At 62.3% G+C, this 20402-nt stretch carries 23 protein-coding genes; 15 read left to right on the top strand and 8 right to left on the bottom strand.

Annotation, left to right across the window (positions count from 1 at the left end; translation table 11 throughout):
• Window positions 1-64: 64 nt before the first annotated feature.
• Together GKO01_RS03400 and GKO01_RS03395 are read right to left on the bottom strand one after the other, a co-directional pair.
• On the bottom strand, window positions 65-424 hold the full coding sequence (locus GKO01_RS03400; protein ID WP_099285750.1) for a UrcA family protein: 360 nt from the start codon (window positions 422-424) through the stop codon (window positions 65-67).
• Between the two features lie 169 nt (window positions 425-593).
• A complete protein-coding gene (locus GKO01_RS03395; RefSeq protein WP_099285749.1) occupies window positions 594-944 on the bottom strand; it encodes a RidA family protein in 351 nt (116 codons plus the stop codon).
• A gap of 92 nt (window positions 945-1036) precedes the next feature.
• On the opposite strand from GKO01_RS03395, the gene GKO01_RS03390 reads away from it, so the two are divergent.
• From GKO01_RS03390 to GKO01_RS03335, 12 genes are all read left to right on the top strand, one after another.
• Window positions 1037-1510 (top strand): HPr kinase/phosphorylase, encoded by a 474-nt coding sequence (locus GKO01_RS03390; protein WP_099285748.1) that lies wholly within the window; start codon window positions 1037-1039, stop codon window positions 1508-1510.
• A gap of 34 nt (window positions 1511-1544) precedes the next feature.
• A complete protein-coding gene (gene rapZ, locus GKO01_RS03385; RefSeq protein WP_099285747.1) occupies window positions 1545-2525 on the top strand; it encodes an RNase adapter RapZ in 981 nt (326 codons plus the stop codon).
• On the top strand, window positions 2522-2962 hold the full coding sequence (locus GKO01_RS03380) for a PTS sugar transporter subunit IIA (protein ID WP_099285746.1): 441 nt from the start codon (window positions 2522-2524) through the stop codon (window positions 2960-2962). The genes rapZ and GKO01_RS03380 overlap by 4 nt, the downstream gene beginning before the upstream one ends.
• Window positions 2963-2976: 14 nt before the next feature.
• Window positions 2977-3267, top strand: coding sequence for an HPr family phosphocarrier protein (locus GKO01_RS03375; protein ID WP_099285745.1), 291 nt, complete (start codon window positions 2977-2979; stop codon window positions 3265-3267).
• Complete coding sequence (ptsP, locus tag GKO01_RS03370) at window positions 3260-5122, top strand: phosphoenolpyruvate--protein phosphotransferase (protein WP_099285744.1); 1863 nt, start codon at window positions 3260-3262, stop codon at window positions 5120-5122. The genes GKO01_RS03375 and ptsP overlap by 8 nt, the downstream gene beginning before the upstream one ends.
• Window positions 5123-5180: 58 nt before the next feature.
• Complete coding sequence (locus GKO01_RS03365; RefSeq protein WP_099285868.1) at window positions 5181-5735, top strand: Fur family transcriptional regulator; 555 nt, start codon at window positions 5181-5183, stop codon at window positions 5733-5735.
• A gap of 5 nt (window positions 5736-5740) precedes the next feature.
• Complete coding sequence (locus tag GKO01_RS03360; RefSeq protein WP_099285743.1) at window positions 5741-6196, top strand: hypothetical protein; 456 nt, start codon at window positions 5741-5743, stop codon at window positions 6194-6196.
• Between the two features lie 19 nt (window positions 6197-6215).
• On the top strand, window positions 6216-7235 hold the full coding sequence (locus GKO01_RS03355) for an asparaginase (protein WP_099285742.1): 1020 nt from the start codon (window positions 6216-6218) through the stop codon (window positions 7233-7235).
• 87 nt (window positions 7236-7322) lie between these two features.
• Window positions 7323-8750: a sugar porter family MFS transporter gene (locus tag GKO01_RS03350; RefSeq protein ID WP_244901306.1), complete on the top strand. Its 1428-nt coding sequence runs from the start codon at window positions 7323-7325 to the stop codon at window positions 8748-8750.
• A gap of 88 nt (window positions 8751-8838) precedes the next feature.
• Complete coding sequence (locus GKO01_RS03345) at window positions 8839-9261, top strand: hypothetical protein (protein ID WP_099285740.1); 423 nt, start codon at window positions 8839-8841, stop codon at window positions 9259-9261.
• Window positions 9262-9401: 140 nt separating this feature from the next.
• Window positions 9402-9821 carry a hypothetical protein gene (locus GKO01_RS03340; protein WP_244901305.1) on the top strand — a complete coding sequence of 140 codons (420 nt, stop codon included), beginning with the start codon at window positions 9402-9404 and terminating at the stop codon, window positions 9819-9821.
• Between the two features lie 19 nt (window positions 9822-9840).
• Window positions 9841-10578, top strand: coding sequence for a DUF4097 family beta strand repeat-containing protein (locus GKO01_RS03335; protein ID WP_167383415.1), 738 nt, complete (start codon window positions 9841-9843; stop codon window positions 10576-10578).
• On the opposite strand, the gene GKO01_RS03330 is transcribed toward GKO01_RS03335, so the two are convergent.
• The 5 genes from GKO01_RS03330 to GKO01_RS03310 form a co-directional block, all read right to left on the bottom strand.
• A complete protein-coding gene (locus tag GKO01_RS03330) occupies window positions 10569-11360 on the bottom strand; it encodes an RluA family pseudouridine synthase (protein ID WP_099285738.1) in 792 nt (263 codons plus the stop codon). The two genes, GKO01_RS03335 and GKO01_RS03330, sit on opposite strands and share 10 nt — an antisense overlap.
• Window positions 11350-14034: a DNA translocase FtsK gene (locus GKO01_RS03325; RefSeq protein ID WP_244901304.1), complete on the bottom strand. Its 2685-nt coding sequence runs from the start codon at window positions 14032-14034 to the stop codon at window positions 11350-11352. The genes GKO01_RS03330 and GKO01_RS03325 overlap by 11 nt, the downstream gene beginning before the upstream one ends.
• A gap of 154 nt (window positions 14035-14188) precedes the next feature.
• On the bottom strand, window positions 14189-14788 hold the full coding sequence (rsmD, locus tag GKO01_RS03320) for a 16S rRNA (guanine(966)-N(2))-methyltransferase RsmD (RefSeq protein WP_099285736.1): 600 nt from the start codon (window positions 14786-14788) through the stop codon (window positions 14189-14191).
• A 3-nt stretch (window positions 14789-14791) separates the two neighbouring features.
• Window positions 14792-15592 carry a pseudouridine synthase gene (locus GKO01_RS03315; RefSeq protein WP_099285866.1) on the bottom strand — a complete coding sequence of 267 codons (801 nt, stop codon included), beginning with the start codon at window positions 15590-15592 and terminating at the stop codon, window positions 14792-14794.
• A 32-nt stretch (window positions 15593-15624) separates the two neighbouring features.
• Window positions 15625-16359, bottom strand: a complete 735-nt coding sequence (locus tag GKO01_RS03310) for a gamma-glutamyl-gamma-aminobutyrate hydrolase family protein (protein ID WP_099285735.1) — start codon at window positions 16357-16359, stop codon at window positions 15625-15627.
• A 51-nt stretch (window positions 16360-16410) separates the two neighbouring features.
• Here GKO01_RS03310 and GKO01_RS03305 point away from each other — a divergent pair, with 51 nt between their 5' ends.
• The 3 genes from GKO01_RS03305 (at window position 16411) to GKO01_RS03295 (ending at window position 18991) form a co-directional block, all read left to right on the top strand.
• Window positions 16411-16857 carry a nucleoside deaminase gene (locus tag GKO01_RS03305; RefSeq protein ID WP_099285865.1) on the top strand — a complete coding sequence of 149 codons (447 nt, stop codon included), beginning with the start codon at window positions 16411-16413 and terminating at the stop codon, window positions 16855-16857.
• A gap of 134 nt (window positions 16858-16991) precedes the next feature.
• A complete protein-coding gene (locus tag GKO01_RS03300) occupies window positions 16992-18539 on the top strand; it encodes a Do family serine endopeptidase (RefSeq protein ID WP_099285734.1) in 1548 nt (515 codons plus the stop codon).
• A gap of 137 nt (window positions 18540-18676) precedes the next feature.
• A complete protein-coding gene (locus GKO01_RS03295; RefSeq protein ID WP_099285733.1) occupies window positions 18677-18991 on the top strand; it encodes a superinfection immunity protein in 315 nt (104 codons plus the stop codon).
• Window positions 18992-18998: 7 nt separating this feature from the next.
• On the opposite strand, the gene GKO01_RS03290 is transcribed toward GKO01_RS03295, so the two are convergent.
• The gene (locus GKO01_RS03290; protein WP_099285732.1) at window positions 18999-20309 is read right to left on the bottom strand and encodes a lipopolysaccharide biosynthesis protein; all 1311 of its coding nucleotides are present in this window, start codon (window positions 20307-20309) and stop codon (window positions 18999-19001) included.
• Window positions 20310-20402: the final 93 nt, after the last annotated feature.

Here is a 20402-nt window from a genome sequence, read left to right as displayed (position 1 = left end):
ATAAGGGCTGCCGCGACAGGCAGCGCCAGAATCAGGGCCGCAAAAGCGGGCCGGGACATGGCCGTCACTTCCCGGAGGAAAGGGCGAGGACGACATGACCGGTCTGATGGCGCGCGCGCTGCTGGTCCCGCAGGACGTAAAGATCCTCATGGGCGCGGGAGAACGCGTCCTGCTCGCAGTCGGCGCCATCACTGTCCACCAGCCAGTTGTCCTGAATGAGCTTCTGGCAAACGGCGTGGGACGCCTGGGCAATTTTCTGGTTGGCGATGGTCCAGTCGCGCGTAGTCCTGAGATCCAGCGACGAGAGGTCGATTTCCGTGCTGGTCGTCCCGATCCCGCTGGGAGCGGCATGGGCGGCCTGAAGCGGCAGGGCGAGGCTGACGGTGGAGAGAGCGCAGAGCAGCAGAGTGGAAAAACGGGTCATGGCACGACATTCCTGAAGTCGGTTCCGACGCTGATTGCGTCTGGAAATCTTCAATGCAGGAAGCGTGCCAGTTTTTATTTTCGGTCAGAAAAATTCGGTTTCCGAGAGGTTGAAAGCGAATTATTTCGACAAAATGGAAAATCCCGCCATGAAGTGGCGCATTGTTCCATTATCCGTGAGGCGTAGCCGTCAGACTGAGGGCGATGCGCTGCTCAGGAAAGGGGAAACGCTGTACGATCCGCAAGGTCAGGGCGGGCTTTGCTCCCCCCAGAGCTTCGTTGAGGGCTGCCTGACACTGGTTGAATGTCTGTCCTTCGCGGATCATAGCCGCGACATGCCGGGTATGGTCCAGCGTGAGGCCATGATCGGCCAGCGCCAGAGAAATGGCCGAAAGTGCGGCCTGACATTCATCCGTCAGCCGTCCGGGCCGATCCCCATCCGCGCTGAAACCGCTGAAATCCGTGCAGGTGACCTCGTCTCCATATACGGTGACGGTCGGGGGAGGGAAGGATGTGCCCATGGTGGTTCGAAGTCCTGATCCATGTCAGGGGGCCGTCATGCCCCAGTCCGGTCCAAGGTCTTAGTCTGCTCCTAAGGAGGTCGCAATCCGTCATGTCTGTCTCGCTCTCCCTGCCTGAAGGTTCGGTCCATGCAAGTTGTGTGGCGTGGAACGGGGCGGCTGTCCTGATTTCGGGGGCATCGGGCTCGGGGAAATCGGAACTGGCTTTGCGGCTGATGGATGCGGGATTTGATTTGGTGGCAGATGATCGTGTGCTTTTGGAGGGAGCGGTGGCTTCGGCCCCGGCGCGACTTGCGGGGCTGATCGAGGTCCGGGGGGTAGGAATCCTGCGGACATCTTTTGTTGCGAAAGCGACGGTCCATCTACGGGTCTGTCTGGGGCAGGGGCAGCCCCGCCTGCCCGAATCGCGTCGGGACCCCTGGACGGGTGCGGTGATGTTGTGTCTGGAGCCCGATTTTCCGGGAACAGTGGCCCGGATCAGGGCGGCGCTCAAAGCCTGTTGCGGTTCTTATGAATGGGTGGCAGGGGCCGGAGAAACGCTAAAAAAACGTGAAGGTTTGAAATAGTTCCGTACCAAAAGAAAAAAGGCTAGAGTGTGGCATGGCATCGGCGAACCATCCCGAGTCTGGCTCCTTATCCGGCTATGGTCACGGGTCCCGTCGGATCCTGATTGTAACGGGTCTGTCCGGGGCGGGAAAATCATCCATATTGCGGGTTCTTGAAGATCTGGGTCATGAGGTCGTGGACAACCCACCTCTGAATCTGATCCAGGCGCTCGCGTCACGGGCCGGACAGAATCTGGCCATCGGAATCGACGTCCGCAGTCGCGGGTTCGAAGCCTCTCGCGTTCTTGAAGAGCTGGAGCGCCTTCGCCTTCTGCCGGACTGCGTGGTGCAACTCCTCTACGCCACTGCCGAACCTGAAATCCTTCTGCGTCGCTTCACCGCCACGCGCCGCCGCCATCCGCTGGTGACAAGCGGCACCATTCTTCCCGGAATCGAGCAGGAAACCGCCCTTCTGGCTCCGCTGCGCGCCAATGCGGATCTGGTGATCGACACGTCCGACCTGCCTTCGCCGGAGCTGCGCCAGCTGATTGAAACGCGCTTTGGCTGCTCGGGTGGGGACGGGCTGACGGTTGCGCTGATGTCCTTTGCCTATCCGTCAGGTCTGCCGCGCGAAGCCGATATGGTTTTCGATGCGCGTTTCCTGCGTAATCCGCATTATGATCCGTTCCTCCAGCCCATGACCGGTCTGGATGAGGCAGTCGTGCAGTACGTGAAGTCAGACCCGGCCTATCCCGCCTTTTTCAGCCATATCCAGAGCCTTCTGGAACTGGTGCTTCCCCGTTTTGTCGCGGAAGGCAAGAAATATGCCACTATCGCTATCGGATGCAGCGGCGGACGCCATCGCTCGGTGACGATCGTGGAAGAACTGGCCCGTATTCTTCCCAAAACCATGCCGGTCGGGCCGATGATGGTTTTGCACCGCGAACTCGCCCGCAAAGGGGTGGCGCCCCGGCGCTGGGCCGTCCCTCCGCAGGACCCACCACAGGATCTTTCTTTACAGGACAGAACAGTATGATCGGACTCATGCTGATTACGCACGGACGTCTTGGCGATGTCCTGCTGGAAACGCTGGTTCATGTCGTGGGTCCGCAGACTCAGGTGGGCGTGGTCGGCGTTGCGGATGATGACGATCCCGCCGTGCTGCGTCCTGCGGCCGAACGCCTGCTCCAGCGCCTCGATACCGGCGATGGCGTTTTGGTGCTGACGGATATTTTTGGAAGTTCGCCTTCCAATCTGGCGCTGTCCCTGCGCGAGCCGGGGCATGTTGAGGTCGTGTCGGGCGTGAATGTGCCGATGCTGGTCAAACTGGCGAAAACACGTCGCGATCTGGACCTTGCGGGTTGCGTGGAAAAGGCCACAATGGCGGGGCGGAAGTATATCGCCGTGGCGTCACAACTTCCTGCCCCCTGTCTCCATGGCGGGCCGCGTGCCTGTACGCTGCCGGTTCATTGAATCGAGTTCGCTGAATGAGTGATACGACCCTGTCCGTCCCGCCGCGCACTGTCAGCATCGTCAACCATCTGGGGCTTCATGCCCGTCCCGCCGCCAAGATCGTGACCACTGCCGAGCGTTTTGACGCCGAGGCCACGATTGCTCACGGCTCCAATGTCGTCTCCGCCCTGTCGATCATGGGACTGATGATGCTGGGAGCCGGGGAGGGGCAGAGCGTGACGCTTCGTGCCCACGGGCCTCAGGCGGTCGAAGCGCTCGACGCGCTGGAGGCCCTGATCGCGGACGGATTTGGCGAGCGTGACTGAAACGCCGTCCCGTCGCCGCTCTTCCCGACAGCCCCGCCGCAGCGCGTCCTCCAGTACGTTTCTCCAAGGCAAGGCCATCACGCCCGGTATGGCACTCGGCCCTGCCGGACGGGTTGAAGCCCTCCCGCTGCCCGACATCACCGAACGCTACAGCGCCATTGGGCCGGAGGCAGAGAACGTCCGTCTGGACGAAGCCATCGCTCGGGCATTTCATCAGATAGAGAAAATGCGCGACCGGCTGGTCGGCTTGCCGGAAGAGGGGCGTGCGGAAATCGCTTCCCTTCTGACGGTCTATGAACGGATGCTCGGCCCGTCGCGGCTGGTGCGTCAGGTGCGGGAGCGGATCGCGGGCGAGGGGCTTTGTGCAGAGGCAGCCGTTTCGGACGTCACGCAGGAACTGGCGGCGCAGGTCTCGCGCATGGCGGAAGCCGTGGCGCGGGAGAACAGCGCACAGGACGCCGACGCCAATCTGCGTCTTGCGGGCGAGTTCGAAGAAGTCGGGCGTCGCCTGATGCGGAACCTGACCGGCATTTCCTATCGCGCGTTTTCCAGCCTGTCTCCCGGCTCGGTTCTGGTGGCGGAGCAGCTTCGTCCAGCCGATGTTGCCATGATCGATCCCGCACGCATCGCGGCGGTCGTCACGCAGGGCGGGGGCGGGGCGGATCACACCGCGATCCTGCTGCGCGCGCTCGATATTCCGGCCATCCTCGCCGTGCCAAACCTCATGGCGCAGGTTCAGGAAGGCGAGATGCTGGTTGTAGACGGGCATCTCGGGACCGTCACGCTGTCGCCCAACGAGACCGAACTGCGTCTGGCGGCAGAGTCCGCACAGCGTGAGGTCAGGGAAAAGCGGGCCTTCGGACGGCTCAAGCGCTTGCCTGCTCAGCTACAGAGCGGCGAGGACATTGAACTTTCGGCCAATCTGGAATTGCCCGCGGAAATGCCGATGCTGCTGCGCAATGGTGCGAAGGGCATTGGCCTGCTGCGCAGCGAGTTCCTGTTCGGTGAACGCGAAGACCTGCCGGACGAAGACGGTCAGACAGACGCCTATCGCGCCATCGTGCAGGCCATGGACGGCCGTCCCGTCACGATCCGCGTGCTGGACTGGGGCGGCGAGAAAGGTCGGGCCTGTATGCGTCGGCTGGGTCTGGCCGAACAGGTCGCGGATGGTGGCAACCCCGCGCTGGGGCTGAGGGGGGTGCGTCTGCTCCTGCGGGTGCCGGAGGTGCTGGAGACGCAGTTCGCCGCGATCCTGCGGGCCGCCGAGTCTGAAGAAGGCGCAGCCATCGGTCGGGTGCGGATTTTGCTGCCGATGGTGACGTCCGCAGACGAAATCGTTGCAGCGCGGGAGATCTATGACCGGGTGGCCCGACGCCTCAAACGCAAAGGCCATACGTTGCCCGATCCGCTGCCGCCGTTGGGGATCATGATCGAAACTCCCGCCGCCGCTCTGACGGTGGATACGCTGGCCCGGCACGCTGATTTCATGGCGCTCGGCACCAATGACCTGACGATGTACACGCTCGCCGTGGACCGTTCGGATTCCATGGTGGCGGACCGCTACAGTCCGCTTCATCCGGGTGTGCTGCGGCTGATCGAGGCGGCGGCGGATTCGGCCCTAAAGGCGCGTCGTCCGATTTCGGTCTGTGGAGAAATGGCGTCTGATCCGCGGGTGGTGGCGCTGCTGATCGGTCTGGGTCTGCGGTCCTTTTCCATGAACTCCGCCTCCCTGCCACGCGTGAAGCGCCTGATCCGCACCCTGACGCTCGAAGACTGCGACCAGCTCCGCCGACAGGTCATGCTGGAAAGCGATCCGGACGTGATCCAGGATCTGGTCCGGCAGTTCGCAACCTGACACTGTTTTGCAGGTGGGTCTCTCGGCAAAGCGGGGCGGGGATGCCATATTGACGTCCATGCCGGATTCTTCTGCCACTGCTGATACGCTCGTTTTTTCGCCCGAAGTCACACAGCGCCTCGACCTCACGGCCGAGTGGTGCCAGCGCAACGGTCAGCGCCTGACCGAAACGCGTCGGCAGGTGCTGGGGCTGATCCTGTCCAGCGAGAAGCCGTCCGGGGCTTATGATCTTCTGGCCAGACTGCGTCCCGCCCATCCGAAAGCCGCCCCGCCTACGGTTTACCGGGCGCTGGATTTTCTGCTGGAAAACAGCCTGATCCACCGTCTGGAGCGGTTGAGCGCCTTCGTAGGCTGTTCGCACGCTGTGGAATGTCCGCATGGCTGCAACCACCATGACGAAGGCGGGATGCACCGGGCGCAATTTCTGATCTGCCGGGGTTGTGATCGGGCGTGGGAACTGGAGCAGGAATCCATCGCGCCGGTTCTGACCCGTGCCGCGCAAAGCATGGGCTTTAAAGCCGAGTCCGCGACCGTCGAAATCGAAGGCCTGTGCGTGGCCTGCCAGAAAGCCGGTGTCCTGCCGGTACGCCGACCGAAAACCACGGCAGGCTGAGACGCATGGGCCGCCGTCGTTCCCCGTCGTCGGCGCCGCTGTTTGAAACGCTGCCCCAGTCCCGTCGTCCGCGCCCGGAAAATCCGCTGCCCCGTGCTTCTGTGCCCCCGACTGACCAACCGGATCTTCTGGGCTGGACACCACCGCTGACGCATCTGGATGCGGATGAGGTCGAAGCCTGTCTCCTGAATCCTGTCGGGTTCCGCCCTCCGTCCGGGGAGGCGTTTGTGTATCATCTGACAGATATCGTCAGCGCCCGGATGATTGTGGAAAACGGCCTCCTCCTGACGGACGGCCTCATATTCCGCACGGCCGCGCATCTGGCGCAGGATCTTGCGGATGCTCCGGTGACGGAAGATCTGGGTATCGTGCGTGTTCGACGGCGTCTGATCCAGCCCTGGCTGACGGCGGATCGTCAGGACGGCCGTCCGTGCTATGTGCTCGGTCCGGAAATATCATGAGAGGCAGGAAGAGTATCATATGGCAGCACAGTCGGGCCTTCTGGCCGAGGTCACGCGCGGCGGACGCGTCGAATCCCATCATTTGGGCCGGGCGGTCGTCGTGGATGCCGATGGTGGCGTGGTCTGGTCCTGCGGGGATGTGGAGGCTGCGGTGTTTCCGCGTTCGACCGTCAAATCTCTGCTGGCGATCGAGCTTGTGGAAAGTGGCGCTGCGGACCGTCTCGGTCTGAGTGGCGACGCTCTGGCGCTTGCCTGCGCCTCGCATGGTGGCGAGAAAGCCCATGCCGAAATGGCGGCCAAGATGCTGGAATCGGTCGGCAGGGATGTCGGGTCTCTGGAATGTGGGACGCACTGGCCGACCTATGAACCGGCTGGCCGCGCGCTGGCGGCTGCCCATCAGGACGCCTGTCCGCTGCACAACAACTGTTCGGGCAAACACGCGGGCATGGTGTGCCTCTCCTGCGATCAGGGAATCGATCCGACCGGCTATATCGACCCGTCCCATGAGATCCAGCGCCGCGTAACGGATGTGCTGGCCGCCATGATGGACACGCCGCATGACGACGCCAACCGGGGCATGGATGGCTGTTCCATGCCGACCTATGCCGTCCCCCTGAAAGCACTTGCGAAAGGTTTTGCAAGATTCGGCGCGGGAACCGGACTGTCCGAAGGGCGTTTCCGTGCGGCCACACGTCTTCGTGAGGCCGTAGCAGCCAATCCGTTCATGGTCGCCGGGACGGGGCGTTATGACACGAAAATCATGGACCGGTTCGGCACGCGGGCCTTTGTGAAGATGGGGGCGGAAGGCGTGATGATCGCGTCTTTACCGGAACTGGGGTTGGGTCTGGCCATCAAAACCGATGATGGCGCCAATCGCGCTGCGGAAGTCGCAATGTCCGCCCTGCTGCGTCGCTTCGGTGGCGAAACGCTGTGTCGGGACGCCGCAGACCGCGACATTCTGGACGCAACCGCCACGCAGACCATGAGGAACTGGAACGGGTTCACCGTCGGCGAACTCCGCAGTGCCCTCACGCTGTAAACGGTTTTGTGTTATAGGTTACGGATATGACATCCGCATGAAAGATTGATGTCATTTTATGACAGAATAAAAGGAACGCACTGCCCTATGAATGATCAGCCCGGAACGATAGGGACCATTTCGCCGCAGGATGACAGCAGCACATCCATTTTCGACGCAACGCGCTTCAAAATCATCGCCATTGGCGTGATTGCCGCGCTGGCGGGTCTCATGTCCGGGCTTGATATCGGGGTAGTGGCAGGGGCGCTGGACCTGTTCGGCAAGGAATATCATGCCTCCACCATCGCGCTGGAGTGGGTCGTCAGTTCCATGATGGCGGGTGCGGCGGCGGGGGCCTTGAGTGCGGGCTGGATGTCCAAGACGCTTGGCCGCAAACATTCCCTCATCGTGGGTGGCGCTATTTTCGTCGTCGGCACGATCGGCTGCGCCATGTGCTGGTCGGTCGCGTCCATGATTTCCTTTCGGGTGGTCATGGGCGTCGCGGTCGGGATTTCCGCCTTCACGGCTCCGCTCTATCTGTCGGAAATCGCCAGTGAGGATGCGCGCGGGGCGATGGTCTCGACCTATCAGCTCATGGTGACGGTCGGCATTTTCATCGCGTTCCTGTCCGACACCTATTTTTCCTATAGCGGCAACTGGCGCTGGATGTTCGGTGTGGCTGGCATCCCGGCCGTTCTGTTCCTGATTGGCGTGTTGTTCCTGCCCTACAGTCCGCGCTGGCTGACGGCGCAGGGACGCCACAAGGAAGCGCGACAGATCCTGCTGGACCTGCGGGAAGACCCGCTGACGGCCGCCAAGGAAATCCGCGCCATCCGCGAGCAGCTTGAGACGAAACAGGAAGGTTTCAAGCTCTTCCGCACCAATCCCAACTTCCGCCGCTCCGTGGCGCTGGGCGTGATGCTTCAGATGATGCAGCAGCTCGCGGGCATTAATATCGTCATGTATTACGCGCCCAACATTCTCGCGGCAGCGCATTTCGATGCACAGTCGCAGATGTGGTGTACGGCCATCATCGGTCTGGTGAACATGCTGGCGACCTTCGTAGCGCTGGGACTGGTCGACCGCTGGGGCCGCAAGCCGATTCTCTATGCGGGCTTTACGGTTATGGCGTTCGGCATGGGTATTCTGGCCATTCTGCTTCAGACTGGCATGACCACGCAGTCCTCCCAGATCGCGGCGGTGTTCCTGTTGATGATTTTCTGCGCTGGTTTCGCCATGTCGGCGGGGCCGCTGATGTGGGTGCTGTGCTCCGAAATCCAGCCGCTCGGCGGGCGTGACTTCGGCATTGCCATTTCGACTTTCACCAACTGGATGACCAATCTTCTGGTCGGCGTGAGTTTCCTCACCCTCATGCAAACCCTCGGCACGTCAGGCACGTTCTGGCTCTTCGCTGGGCTGAACGCACTGTTCCTGCTGCTGACCATCCTGTTCGTCCCGGAGACGCGGGGGATGTCCCTCGCCGTCATCGAAAAGCGGCTCATGTCGGGCGTGAAGCTCCGCAAACTTGGCCGCTGACATTTTCCGGGACATCACCATCGCGTGATTTTGCGCCCGGCCTCTCTGGTCGGGCGTTTTCATTTGAACCTTCCATCAGGAGACGCGCTTGAGCGAATTTTCCAGAACCTCCCGAGCCTCTAGCCCCGTCGTTGGCAGAAGCGGCGTGCTGATTGTTTATGCACTGTATATCGCCCGTTTCTTCACGGGCATCAGCCTTCTGGCGGGTGTGATTGTCGCCTATCTCCTGCGCCGACCGAGCGTTGGGATAGAGCGGATGCATCTGAACTGGCTGGTGCGTTTGTTTTGGTATGATGTTGCCTTTATCGTCGGTTCCGCCGCTCTGTTTCTGGCGTGTTTCCTGACGGAACCGCCCGGAAGTTCCGGCCCCGGCCAGCTTCTTTTCCTGCTGCCGATCGGTATTTTCGCAGTCTGGAACATCGTCCTGCTGGTGGCTCTGATCGTGGGTGTACGTGGCATTCTCGCAGGAGATGGCCCGCTTCCCGAACGTTTCCGGGCATTGGCGGAATAGGCTCGTCGGGAACTGGCGCAATACGCCATTTCTTCAGAGTTCCCGGCGGATTTCATGCGTCGAAATGCCGGGAATCCCTATCTGGCACGGTTTGTGCATCAAGGTTGCTGTCGAGTTTTTCTCAGAGGAATGTTTCCCTCATGTACGCATCCTACGCCCCTTACGAACCCGCCAGCCGCTACGGCCGCGGAGATGATGCCCGGAGCGGTCGCGATCTGGTCCTGTTGATCTATGCGCTGTATGTCGCCGGATTTTTCACGGGCGTGACAGCCCTGATCGGCGTGATGATCGCGCATAAAAGCCGCCGCTCCGCCACGGGCCTGACGCGCACGCAACTCGACTGGCAGGTGCGGATGTTCTGGTACGGTGCGCTCGCCCTGACCATCATCGGGACGATCCATCTCATGGTCGCGGCTCTGGGCGCTATTACGGGCGGGCTTGGGCTGGTGTTCATGGTGGTACCCTGGGGGCTGACACTGGCCTGGGGCATTCTCACGGCCTGGGCCATTGCCCGCGGCGTGCATGCCGCTTTGCTCAATCGTCCCGTCGCCGGTCGCTGAAGCCCGAAAGGCCCATATCATGAACCGTTTCGCGCTTTCCCTTCCCATTCTCGCCCTCGGCACAGCACTGGCCTTTCCGGTCTGCGCAGCCCCGCTGAACCAGTCCTCGATTTCGGACGATATGTCCCTGTCCACCCTGCCCGAAGGTGGAAAACTCTCCAGCATCAACGGAGATGTCAGTATCGGGACGTCAGACGGTCCGCTGTCTGTCCGGACCGTCAGCGGCGACATTCATATCAAGCAGTCCAGAGGGCCGCTCGAGGTCCATACGGTCAATGGCGCGCTGGATGTGGATCATGCGGTAGCCGCTGTGGAAATCCGCAGTGCCAGCGGCGATATCACGCTCGATCATTCCGACGGTGCAGTCTCGATCCGCACCATGAATGGTGACAGCACGATTGATCATGCGACCCACAATGTCATGATCCGCAGTGTCAGCGGGGATACAAACCTTACGCTTGATGCCGCGCCGCAGATGCGCACGATTGATATCGGCACGGTCAGCGGCGATATGACGATCCACCTGCCTCATGGATTTGGTGGAACCTTCGACATTCACCTGAAACAGCGACGCTCGGACAAGACGTTGCCTCTCCAGCAGTCTCTCGGCCTAACGGTGCAGATCGGGAACTGGGAAAAAGAATCCGGCGGGTCAGCAGAGGTCCGGACGATCACGGCCACCGGGAAGGTTGGCGATGGCCGCGATCACGTCATCACCCACAGCGTGGTCGGCACGCTAAAACTCGTTCAGGACTGAATCACGCTCTCGCAGCCCATCCGCCGCAGCGTCTCCGCCATGAAATCCGGCGGGGACGCTTCCGCGGCGAGTGTGTCAGACGGCAGGTTCAGTTCCAGACTGCGGGCGAGCAGATGCAGCCCCGGTAAAGACTGCCCTGCTGCAGCCCCGTAAACCCTATCGCCAAGGATCGGCGTTCCCAGTTCCGCGCAATGGATGCGGGCTTGATGCGTGCGTCCCGTAAGCAGTTCCAGTTCCACCCAGCACAGACCCTTGCCGCGTCCCAGCACACGCCAGCGCGTCCGGGCCTCATCGCCTTTCGCATCCACAACCATGCGCCAGCCCGAGGGATCGGACTGCCGCAGAAGCGGTGCGTCAATTTCGCCACTATCCTGCGGCAGATTCCCTACCACAACCGCCCAGTAAAGCTTGCGGACCTGCCGCTCCTGAAACGCTGCCTGCGCCTCGATCAGCGCCGTTTTGCGCCGTGCAACCAGCAGGCAGCCGGATGTGTCCGTATCCAGTCGGTGCGCCAGCCACGGCCCTCCGCGCGGATGCGGCAGCAGGCGGGTTTCTACGGAATCCTGCGTGGAAGGGCCGGGATGCACCGCCAGTCCGGCTGGCTTGTCCAGAATCAGGAATCGGGGCGTTTCCAGCAGGACGGGAATCTCCATTCCCGGATAAAACGGGGTGCGCGGGCCTTCGGAGGCGGGGGAGTCCGCCTGCGTTGGCAGGCGGCGCGGCTTGTGGGCGTTGCGCGAGGCCTTGGCCCGTCGGATCCGCTCCTTGCGGTCAGTCTTCATGCTCTTCCTTGCGGCGGACAAGGATCTCGCGTTTGCCCACATGGTTCGCGGCACCGATGATGCCTTCCTTTTCCATCTGGTCGATCAGCTTGGCCGCGCGGTTATATCCAATCGAGAGGTGGCGCTGGATGAAGCTCGTGGAGGCGCGGCCTTCACGCATCACGATGTCCACGGCCTGATCGAACAGGGTGCCTTCTCCGTCACCGCCTGAGCCGGACCCTGCTGTCAGGCCGCCCGCACTGTCGTCGTCCTGACCGGAGACCACGTCGTCGTTATAGATCGGATCGCCCTTGGAGCGTAGATCCGCCACAACGGCCTCGACTTCCTCATCCGCCACGAACGGGCCGTGGACACGCGTGATGCGGCCACCGCCCTGCATGAACAGCATGTCACCCTGACCCAGAAGCTGCTCCGCGCCCTGTTCCTGAAGGATCGTGCGGCTGTCGAACTTGCTGATAACCTGAAAGGAAATCCGGGTCGGGAAGTTCGCCTTGATGGTGCCGGTGATGACGTCAACGGACGGGCGCTGCGTTGCCATGATGACGTGGATGCCGGCGGCACGGGCTTTCTGGGCCAGACGCTGCACGGCAGTTTCGATTTCCTTGCCCGCGACCATCATCAGGTCGGCCATTTCGTCGATGACGACGACGATATAGGGCAGGTTTTCTGTTGCGACCTGCTGTTCGTCGAACACCGGGCGGCCCGTTTCAGGGTCAAAGCCGGTCTGGACGCGCTTGGTGACCATCTCGCCCGAAGAGCGGAGCTGGTTCACGCGCTCGTTGTAGCCGTTGATGTTGCGGACCTGAAGCTGCGCCATCAGGCGGTAGCGGCGGTCCATTTCCTGCACGGTCCATTTGAGCGCGCTGACGGCTTTGGTCGGTTCCGTCACGACCGGGGTCAGGAGATGCGGAATCCCGTCATAGATCGACAGTTCGAGGATCTTGGGGTCGATCATAATCAGGCGGCACTCTTCCGGGCTGAGCCGGTAGAGCAGCGACAAGATCATGGCATTCACACCGACCGACTTACCCGAACCTGTCGTACCTGCGACGAGCAGATGCGGCATTTTCGCAAGGTCAGTATAGACCGGAACGCCTGCGATGTCCTTGCCGAGCGCGATCTGAAGGCGACCGTTTCCGTTCATCCATTCCGGCGTGCGGAGCAGTTCGGAGAAATAGACCGTCTCGCGCTTGGCGTTGGGAACCTCAATGCCGATGACGTTGCGTCCCGGCACGGTGGCAATACGCACACTCAGAACAGACAGCGAGCGCGCCACGTCGTCGGCAAGTCCGATCACGCGGGATGAGCGGATGCCCGGTGCGGGTTCGAGTTCGTACAGCGTGACGACCGGACCGGCATGGATATCGCCGATCGTGCCCTGCACGCCGTAATCGGCCAGAACGCTCTCCAGCAGGCGGGCATTGGACTGCAACGTCTCCTGCGAAGGCCCCGTTACGGCGTGCGGAGGCGGCGGGTTCAGCAGGGCGAGCGGGGGCAGTTCCCAGCCCGTCGCCACGGCATTGCGCGGCGCGGCGGGACGTGGGGCAACAGGTTCGGGCGGACGTTCCGGGCGACGCATTCCGAACAGGCCACGCTTTTGCGGCTCGGGTTCGGGCGGTGTGTCGATGCTGCTCTGGGGCAGATCCTCGTCCATTTCGTCGTCAATCTGACGCCGGACGGGCGGCAGCGGCGTATCGCGCTGGCGGGCGATCTGGGCCAGACGCTCGGCATAAGGGTTGGAGGGGGCGTCTTCCTCTTCCGGCGCCGCAGTCTGGCGAGCGCGGGCAGCCGCGGCTTCCGTCCGGCTGACCGGGCGCGTCTCGGCGGCTGGCTGGCTGTAGGGATCGTCCTGCGTGTCCATGGGGGGCTGCATCCAGCCGGTATTCTGCGGCACGAACGGCTCGGGGCGGGAGCGCGGATCGCTCTTACCGAAGCTACGGCGCAGGAAGGACAGGGGGGCTGCATCCGCTGCTGGAGCGCCACCGGCTGGGCTGGGCTGGAATTCATACAGACGCGGATCGGGCGCGGGCCGATGATCGGATGTCTGCGGGCCGTTCATGCGCTTGGCGAGTGAGAAGGGCTGGCGCCCCAGCACCACGGCCGTCTTGCCCAGAGCGCGCCATTCGCGGGCCTCAAGACCCATAGCCAGTGGCAGCAGCAGACCCATCAGCAGCAGGACAAGAAGAACGGCAATCGCGTTTCCGGCGGCCCCGGCTTCGGCATGGGCGGCATCTAGCAGGCGATGGGCAAAAGAAACGCCCATTTCACCGCCCAGACCGCTGGCGGTCGGCCAGTCGACCTGAAGGCCGGGGATGAGAAGCTGAAGCGTGCCGATGAAGGTGGCGGCGGCTGGCAGTAGGGCAAGGGCGGCCACGATCCGCAGGATCGGCAGGCTCATGCCGTGATGGCGGACCATGCGCCAGGCCCAGGCGAGCAGAATGACGATCGGCATGCCGCTGCCGAGGCCGAGCCACTGGATCAGCCCATCCGAAATGGTCGCGCCCGTACGACCCAGAAGGTTCGTCGGCTGCGTTCCCGTCGAGGTATTGAAGGACGGATCGTGCGGATTGAAGCTCCACAGCGCGATCCCGACCGCCACGGCGAAGATCAGCAGGACCAGCCCGAGAAGCTCCATGCAGCGCGCGCGCAGGGCGCTTCGCAGTTTCGGTGTCATGTGCCGGTCATGCGCGTCGCGGACGATGTTGCGCACTGTACTGGTCGATCGGCTGAACGCGGCCAAGTCTCGTCACCCCGTCGTTTTTCTGGATTGCGGCTTGTAAAATTCACTCTGAACTATAGCCGACAGGGTACTGAATACAGAGGGAAAATTAAGGAAAAGTGGAGGAATGCTTCCAGATCGTCACCTTTGCCGCGCCAAAACGGCGTTCACAGAGGATTTCTGGCGTGAGTGTGGGCATAAAGTGTTCAGAAGGTGGCATGATGGGCGTAAATTCTTCCGTGGCGCCCGTTTCGGCCACGATCAGCGCGCCCTGCGCCAGCCAGCCGTTCCGCGCCAGCGCCCGCAGACCCGATTCGACAAGCCCCTTGCCATAGGGCGGGTCGAGGAAAACCAGCGTGTAGGGTTCCGTGGCCTTGGGCGGATGCGTGACGCTGCAACTCAGCACGCGGGAACGGTCCCGAGCCTTGCAGATGTCCAGATTGATCCGCAGGGCCGAGAGCGCACTGCGGTCGCGTTCGATGAACGCGGCTTTTTCCGCCCCGCGCGACAGGGCTTCGAGCCCCAGCGCGCCGGTTCCGGCGTAGCAGTCCAGCACGGAAGCCTTTTCCAGCTCCTCCTGCCCGTACCACGGCGCATGAGCGAGCATGTCGAAAATCGCCTGCCGCGTGCGGTCTGACGTGGGGCGCGTGCTGGTTCCCGACGGCGCGGTCAGGGCGCGGCCCTTGTTGTCTCCTCCAACAATCCGCATGGATCAGCGCGTCCGATGACGCTTCGGGGCGGGGAGGTCCGGCAACTGCTCGCGCAGGGTCTTGCCGGGAACTTCCTCCAGCTCGCGCGCTTTCAGCGAGCCAAGCTGGAACGGGCCGTAGGACAGGCGGATCAGGCGGCTGACATGCAGGTTCAGACCTTCCATGACGCGCCGGATTTCACGGTTCTTGCCTTCACGCAGACTGACCGTGAGCCAGGCATTGTCGCCTTTTTTCGAGTCCAGTGCGGCTTCGATGGAACCGTAGCGCACGCCGTCATAGTCGAAACCATTGATCAGTGAGGCCAGACGCTTTTCGTCCACAACACCGAAAACGCGCACGCGGTAGCGGCGGACCCAGGAATTGCCGGGTAGTTCGAGGCGGCGGGCCAGTTCGCCGTCATTGGTCAGCAGCAGCAGACCTTCGGAATTGATATCCAGACGTCCCACGCTGATGACGCGCGGCAGACCTTCGGGCAGCGTGTCGAATACCGTTTTACGGCCTTCCGGGTCCTTGTGGGTCGTCATCAGGCCGTCGGGCTTGTGGTAGCGCCACAAACGCGTGCGCTCGGGGGAGTCCACGGGTTTGCCGTCCACCAGCATGATGTCGCCCGGCTGCACGAAAGTCGCCGGATGCGTGACGATCTGTCCGCCCAGTTTGATGCGTCCGTCCTCGATCATGCGTTCGATATCGCGGCGGCTGGCCACGCCGGCGCGGGCCAGCGCCTTGGCGATGCGTTCGCCTCTCGGGGCTGCTGCGTCCGTCTCGGGCGCAGTGTCCTCATGCAGGTCAGAGATTTCGGGCATCTCGGGGGCGGTGTTTTCGGTGTTGTCGTCGGTCATCGTGCAGTCTCCACAAGCGCCGCATACAGGCGACGGTCGCCGGGGTCGAGGGAGAATTCGGGGTGCCACTGTACGCCAATGGCAAAACCGGGGCCATCAAGCTCGATCGCTTCGATGGTGCCATCCGGCGCATAAGCGCAGATTTTGGCCCGTCCGGGGTCGCGGACGGCTTGATGATGCGAGGAGTTCACGCTCATGCGCTCCGCCCCCACGATCCGCGCGAGTTTCGTGCCGGGGACGATGTCGATGTCATGGCCGGGTTCGTGGCGCGGGTTGGGCTGTTCGTGTTGCAGCTCTTCCGGAAGATGCTGGATCAGCGTGCCTCCGGCATGTACCGCCAGAAGCTGCATTCCGCCGCAGATGCCTAGAACCGGCTTGCCCTGCGCCAGTGCGACCCGCAGGAGCGCCAGTTCGGCGGTGGTGCGGGCCGGGTGCGGGCTGGTCAGCGGGTGCGGGGGCTCGTCATAAAGTGCCGGATCGACATCGAACGCGCCGCCTGTAACGATCAGCCCGTCCAGCCGTGCCATCAGGGCTTCGGCATCGCAGTCATAACCCAGACACACCGGCATTCCCCCGGCGGCGCTCACGGCGCTCAGGTAATTCTCCCGCAGGGCATGGAAGGGATAACGCGAGAACTGCCCCGGCCCGCCGGGTTCATGATCCAGCGTCAGACCGATCAGCGGCGCGCGATGCGAAGGGGATGGACGGGGAGGGGTCATGCGCCGCATCATCGCATCATGAGTCAGGGGCAGACAAGGATTTACACGGATATCGGTCCGGCGATGCAGACCGCGCTCCAAGCCGCGCGGGAGGCGGCCTCGTGTGGCGAGGTGCCGGTCGGCGCGGTCGTGCTAGCCCCGAACGGACGGGTTCTGGGGGTGGCGCGCAATCACGTCGAGGGCGTGCATGACGCCTCCGCCCATGCCGAGCTTCTGGCGATGCGGGAGGCGGCTGCGCGTCTGCAAAGTCCGCGTCTGACGGACTGCACGCTGGTTGTGACGCTGGAGCCGTGTCCGATGTGTGCGGCGGCGATTGTGCATTTCCGGATCGGGCGGGTCGTGTTCGGCGCTTATGATCCCAAAGGCGGCGGCGTGGAGCACGGGCCGCGCATTTTCGAGCGTCCGTCCTGTCTGCACCGCCCTGAAGTGATCGGCGGCGTGTGCGAGCGTGAGGCGTCGGCGCTGCTGAAAGACTTCTTCCGCAAACTCCGCAAACCCATCGCAGAATGAGGTTGCGGCGGGCGAAATTCACAGTCCGTCACGAACTTACGGATGTTTCACCCGGCGGTCAGCTTGTGGAACGGGAACAGGGTTCATAGTTCAGCGCTATAAGCCACGATGTTTCGCAACAAGTCGGGATTGATATGACCACACGCTTTCGCACGTCCCTGTCCGCTCTCGCTGCAACCACCATGCTGGTCGCAGCCCCCTTCGCTTTTGCGGACACAACGCCCGCTGCCACAGCACCCAGCGGCGCCATCAAGCCCCAGACGGGCGTTCAGGCGCTCCCCAATTTCGTCACGCTCGTCAAGCAGGTGAAGCCCGCTGTCGTGTCCATCACGTCCCATATCAAGGCGGATGTGGCGGAAGAAGAGGAAAACGGTCCGGGCGGCGGTGGCGGTGGTATGGGACAGGGTTCGCCGTTCCCGTTTCCCTTCCCGTTCCAGATGATGCCGCAACAGCAGCAGCCCAACCGCACGGTCGAAGCCCGCGGTTCGGGTTTCATCATCTCGTCTGACGGCTATGTCGTGACGAACAACCACGTTGTGAACGGTGCGACCAAGGTGACGGTCACGCTCGATGACGGCACGACGCTTCCGGCCAAGATCATCGGCCGCGATCCGAAGACGGATATCGCCCTCCTGCGCGTCAAGCCGACCGGCAAGCTGCCCTTCATCGAACTGGGCGATTCCGACGAGGTTCAGCCGGGCGAATGGGTCATTGCCGTGGGCAATCCCTATGGTCTGGGCGGCACGGTGACGGCGGGTATCGTCTCCGCGCTGGGTCGTGACCTGCATTCGGGCGCCTATAACGACTTCATTCAGGTCGATGCGCCGATCAATCATGGCAACTCCGGCGGCCCGCTGTTTACGCAGGACGGCAAGGTCGTGGGTATCAATTCCATGATTATTTCGCCCAATGGTGGTGGCTCGATCGGCATCGGGTTCGCCATTCCGTCCGATACTGTCAGATCCGTCGTGAGCCAGCTTGAAAAGACCGGCCATGTCACGCGCGGCTATCTCGGCATTGAAGGGCAGGACATCTCGCCCACGATGGCGCAGGCCCTGAACCTCCAGTCCCCCGAGCCGGGCGCGCCGCCGCACGGAACGCTGGTGGCGTCTGTCTCCAAGGGCAGCCCGGCTGAGAAGGCTGGCATCAAGAGCGGCGACGTCGTCACCACGCTGAACGGCAAACCGATCAAGAACGGTCATGATCTGGCGGTGAAGGTCGTTTCCATTGCGCCGGGCACGCAGGCGACGCTGGGGCTGCTGCGTGACAGCAAGCCAATGACGCTGAACTTCACGGTCGGCAATCTGTCCGCGCAGGATCATGCTTCGGGTGATGCGACCGACAGCGCGCAGTCCGGTGCGGGTAAGCTGGGTGTGTCGCTAGCCTCTCTGACACCGCGTGCGCGTCAGGAACTGGGTCTGGACGATAGTGTGCAGGGCGCAGTCGTGGCTGATGTCGTGCAGGGTTCACCTGCCGATCAGGCTGGCATCCGTCCGGGTGATATTGTTGTGGCGGTTGGCAATCACGTTACGCCGTCGCCCAAGGCCGTCGTCGCGCAGGTGCATGACGCGCTGGGCCGCAAGCAGCCGCCGCTCCTGCGCATCCTGCGTGACGGGCAGCAGCTTTTCGTAGCCGTCTCCCCGACCGGTTCGGATGACGACAGCTCCGACGACGCCCAGTAAGAGGCACGTCAGAACTCAAAAAGGCGGGAAAGGTCAGACCTTCCCGCCTTTTTTTATGTTTGTTTTTATATCGAACCCGAAATACTCTCGGACTTTCACCTGCCCGGGACCGTGTTGTCGTGCACCTGATTACTGTCATGAAATTCGTCGGTGGAGCGCTGGCTTTGCTGGCGCTGACTTTTCTCCCAACGATCATTGCGCTTTGTACCCGCAAAGTTCACTGGCGTGAGGCGTTTGTGGTCAATCTGGCGTTTGCTTTTACATTTGCAGGCTGGTTCGCTGCCATCGCATGGGCTGCGACCGGAGACGACGCGAAGATCAAGACCCGCTTCAGGGCGCTTTCAACCCGCAAAAAGATCCTGCTCGTTCTGGAACTGGTCTTCGTGGAAGTGGCGGTGACGGGGTATGCCGTGTTCCATCACTCTTCCCACGCCACGCATCTTCTGCACTGATCCGGGATCAGCGCTCCGCCTTGCCGATCCGGTCGTAGAAGAACCAGACGCCCAGCATTTGCGACAGCAGGATCGTCGCATTACACGCCGCCGTCGACAGGCAGGCCCCTGCGAGGCCGAAATGCCGCGTCAGAACATAGAGCGCCGGGAAATAGATCGCCATGACGGCGGTGCGGTTCTTCATGAGGAACTTCACATGCCCCACGACGATCAGCAGCGGTTCCAGCGGGATGACCAGCAGGCTGAACACCGCCGCCAGCAGCATGATGGAAATATAGAGCGACGTGTGATGCACATGGACATGCAGCAGGAAGCGGAAGATCGTCGATCCGAAGAAGGCGGACAGCAGCAGAAGGACGACTGAAAGCCCGCCCAGAACGCCGAACATTTTCCAGGTTACGCGCTTGAGGCCGCGCCAGTCCTGCCGGTCCCGCATCCGGACCAGTTCGGGATAGAGCACGGGAGAGATGAGCTGCGCCGGGGTGACGATCCCGTCCGCGATCTGACGGCAGACGCGGAAAACGGCCGCTTCCGCCGGTCCGAGACCTGTTCCGACCACCAGCGTTGCCACATGGCCCGAGATGTTGCCCAGCGTTTGGTTGATGCTGGCCGCGCGCGTGAACTGCCACATGCCCGGAAGCTGCCAGCGCCAGTGCCGGAAAGCCCGGAAATACCGGAACTTGAATTTCCGGTGCAGGATGTCCAGCGCATAATAAATGTAAAAGCCATAATCGATGACGATTGTCATGGCCCAGACAAACAGGAAATATCCGAGCTTCAGATGCAGGACATAGCCCAGAAGCACGCCGAATGTCTTGGCGATGGCGGCGCAGCTGTCGATGATCGGGACGAGATGGAATTTCCCTGCCATCCGCAGGATGCCGTTCGCCCAGCCTGAATACATCAGCGGACTGACACACACATACAGATCCGCCAGAAACCGTACATGGGCGGACCAGTGTGCGGTGTGTCCATAGATCTGCACGCCCACGAGGCCGAACACGATGGCGAGCGCCGCCGAAAGCGTGTCGAGACGGATGCAGAAATGGACCACCCGGTGCAGGAGGTCTGTGTCATCGCTGCTGAAGCTGTCGCTGCCGAAGCGGATCAGCGTCTGCCAGGACTGCATCCGCGACAGGACGGAGCCGGTCGAGGCCAGCGAATGGATCAAAATCAGCAGCCCGAAATCGGACAGCCCAAGCGCCCGGACGGCTACGGCAATATAGATGAAACTGCACAGCGCATTGGCGATGCGACCGAGGGTGAGAACACTGACATTTTTGAAAATGGATTTGAAAACGGAGCGTTCGCCGGACATGCGGGCCTTACTGACCACAAAGCCAGTGGAGTGTCTATGCCAGTAACGAATTGTAGCATTTCGGGAAGGTTTCTTGACACAAAGAGGTCAGAG

It is taken from the genome of Gluconobacter kondonii (assembly GCF_002723995.1).
GTDB lineage: Bacteria > Pseudomonadota > Alphaproteobacteria > Acetobacterales > Acetobacteraceae > Gluconobacter > Gluconobacter kondonii.
Note: the sequence above shows the minus strand (reverse complement) of the source record. Positions and strands in the feature narration are given on the sequence as shown.

Bases quoted from the DNA above. Each gene is read 5' to 3' on its own strand.
- GKO01_RS03290 (WP_099285732.1), bottom strand. From the start codon at position 20,309: ATGTCCGGCGAACGCTCCGTTTTCAAATCCATTTTCAAAAATGTCAGT.
- GKO01_RS03380 (WP_099285746.1), top strand. From the start codon at position 2,522: ATGATCGGACTCATGCTGATTACGCACGGACGTCTTGGCGATGTCCTG.
- GKO01_RS03335 (WP_167383415.1), top strand. From the start codon at position 9,841: ATGAACCGTTTCGCGCTTTCCCTTCCCATTCTCGCCCTCGGCACAGCA.
- rsmD (WP_099285736.1), bottom strand. From the start codon at position 14,788: ATGCGGATTGTTGGAGGAGACAACAAGGGCCGCGCCCTGACCGCGCCG.
- GKO01_RS03325 (WP_244901304.1), bottom strand. From the start codon at position 14,034: ATGACACCGAAACTGCGAAGCGCCCTGCGCGCGCGCTGCATGGAGCTT.
- GKO01_RS03365 (WP_099285868.1), top strand. From the start codon at position 5,181: ATGCCGGATTCTTCTGCCACTGCTGATACGCTCGTTTTTTCGCCCGAA.
- GKO01_RS03375 (WP_099285745.1), top strand. From the start codon at position 2,977: ATGAGTGATACGACCCTGTCCGTCCCGCCGCGCACTGTCAGCATCGTC.
- GKO01_RS03340 (WP_244901305.1), top strand. From the start codon at position 9,402: ATGTACGCATCCTACGCCCCTTACGAACCCGCCAGCCGCTACGGCCGC.
- GKO01_RS03350 (WP_244901306.1), top strand. From the start codon at position 7,323: ATGAATGATCAGCCCGGAACGATAGGGACCATTTCGCCGCAGGATGAC.
- GKO01_RS03295 (WP_099285733.1), top strand. From the start codon at position 18,677: ATGAAATTCGTCGGTGGAGCGCTGGCTTTGCTGGCGCTGACTTTTCTC.
- GKO01_RS03300 (WP_099285734.1), top strand. From the start codon at position 16,992: ATGACCACACGCTTTCGCACGTCCCTGTCCGCTCTCGCTGCAACCACC.
- GKO01_RS03395 (WP_099285749.1), bottom strand. From the start codon at position 944: ATGGGCACATCCTTCCCTCCCCCGACCGTCACCGTATATGGAGACGAG.
- GKO01_RS03315 (WP_099285866.1), bottom strand. From the start codon at position 15,592: ATGCCCGAAATCTCTGACCTGCATGAGGACACTGCGCCCGAGACGGAC.
- GKO01_RS03305 (WP_099285865.1), top strand. From the start codon at position 16,411: ATGCAGACCGCGCTCCAAGCCGCGCGGGAGGCGGCCTCGTGTGGCGAG.
- GKO01_RS03400 (WP_099285750.1), bottom strand. From the start codon at position 424: ATGACCCGTTTTTCCACTCTGCTGCTCTGCGCTCTCTCCACCGTCAGC.
- GKO01_RS03360 (WP_099285743.1), top strand. From the start codon at position 5,741: ATGGGCCGCCGTCGTTCCCCGTCGTCGGCGCCGCTGTTTGAAACGCTG.
- GKO01_RS03310 (WP_099285735.1), bottom strand. From the start codon at position 16,359: ATGATGCGGCGCATGACCCCTCCCCGTCCATCCCCTTCGCATCGCGCG.
- GKO01_RS03355 (WP_099285742.1), top strand. From the start codon at position 6,216: ATGGCAGCACAGTCGGGCCTTCTGGCCGAGGTCACGCGCGGCGGACGC.
- GKO01_RS03330 (WP_099285738.1), bottom strand. From the start codon at position 11,360: ATGAAGACTGACCGCAAGGAGCGGATCCGACGGGCCAAGGCCTCGCGC.
- rapZ (WP_099285747.1), top strand. From the start codon at position 1,545: ATGGCATCGGCGAACCATCCCGAGTCTGGCTCCTTATCCGGCTATGGT.
- GKO01_RS03390 (WP_099285748.1), top strand. From the start codon at position 1,037: ATGTCTGTCTCGCTCTCCCTGCCTGAAGGTTCGGTCCATGCAAGTTGT.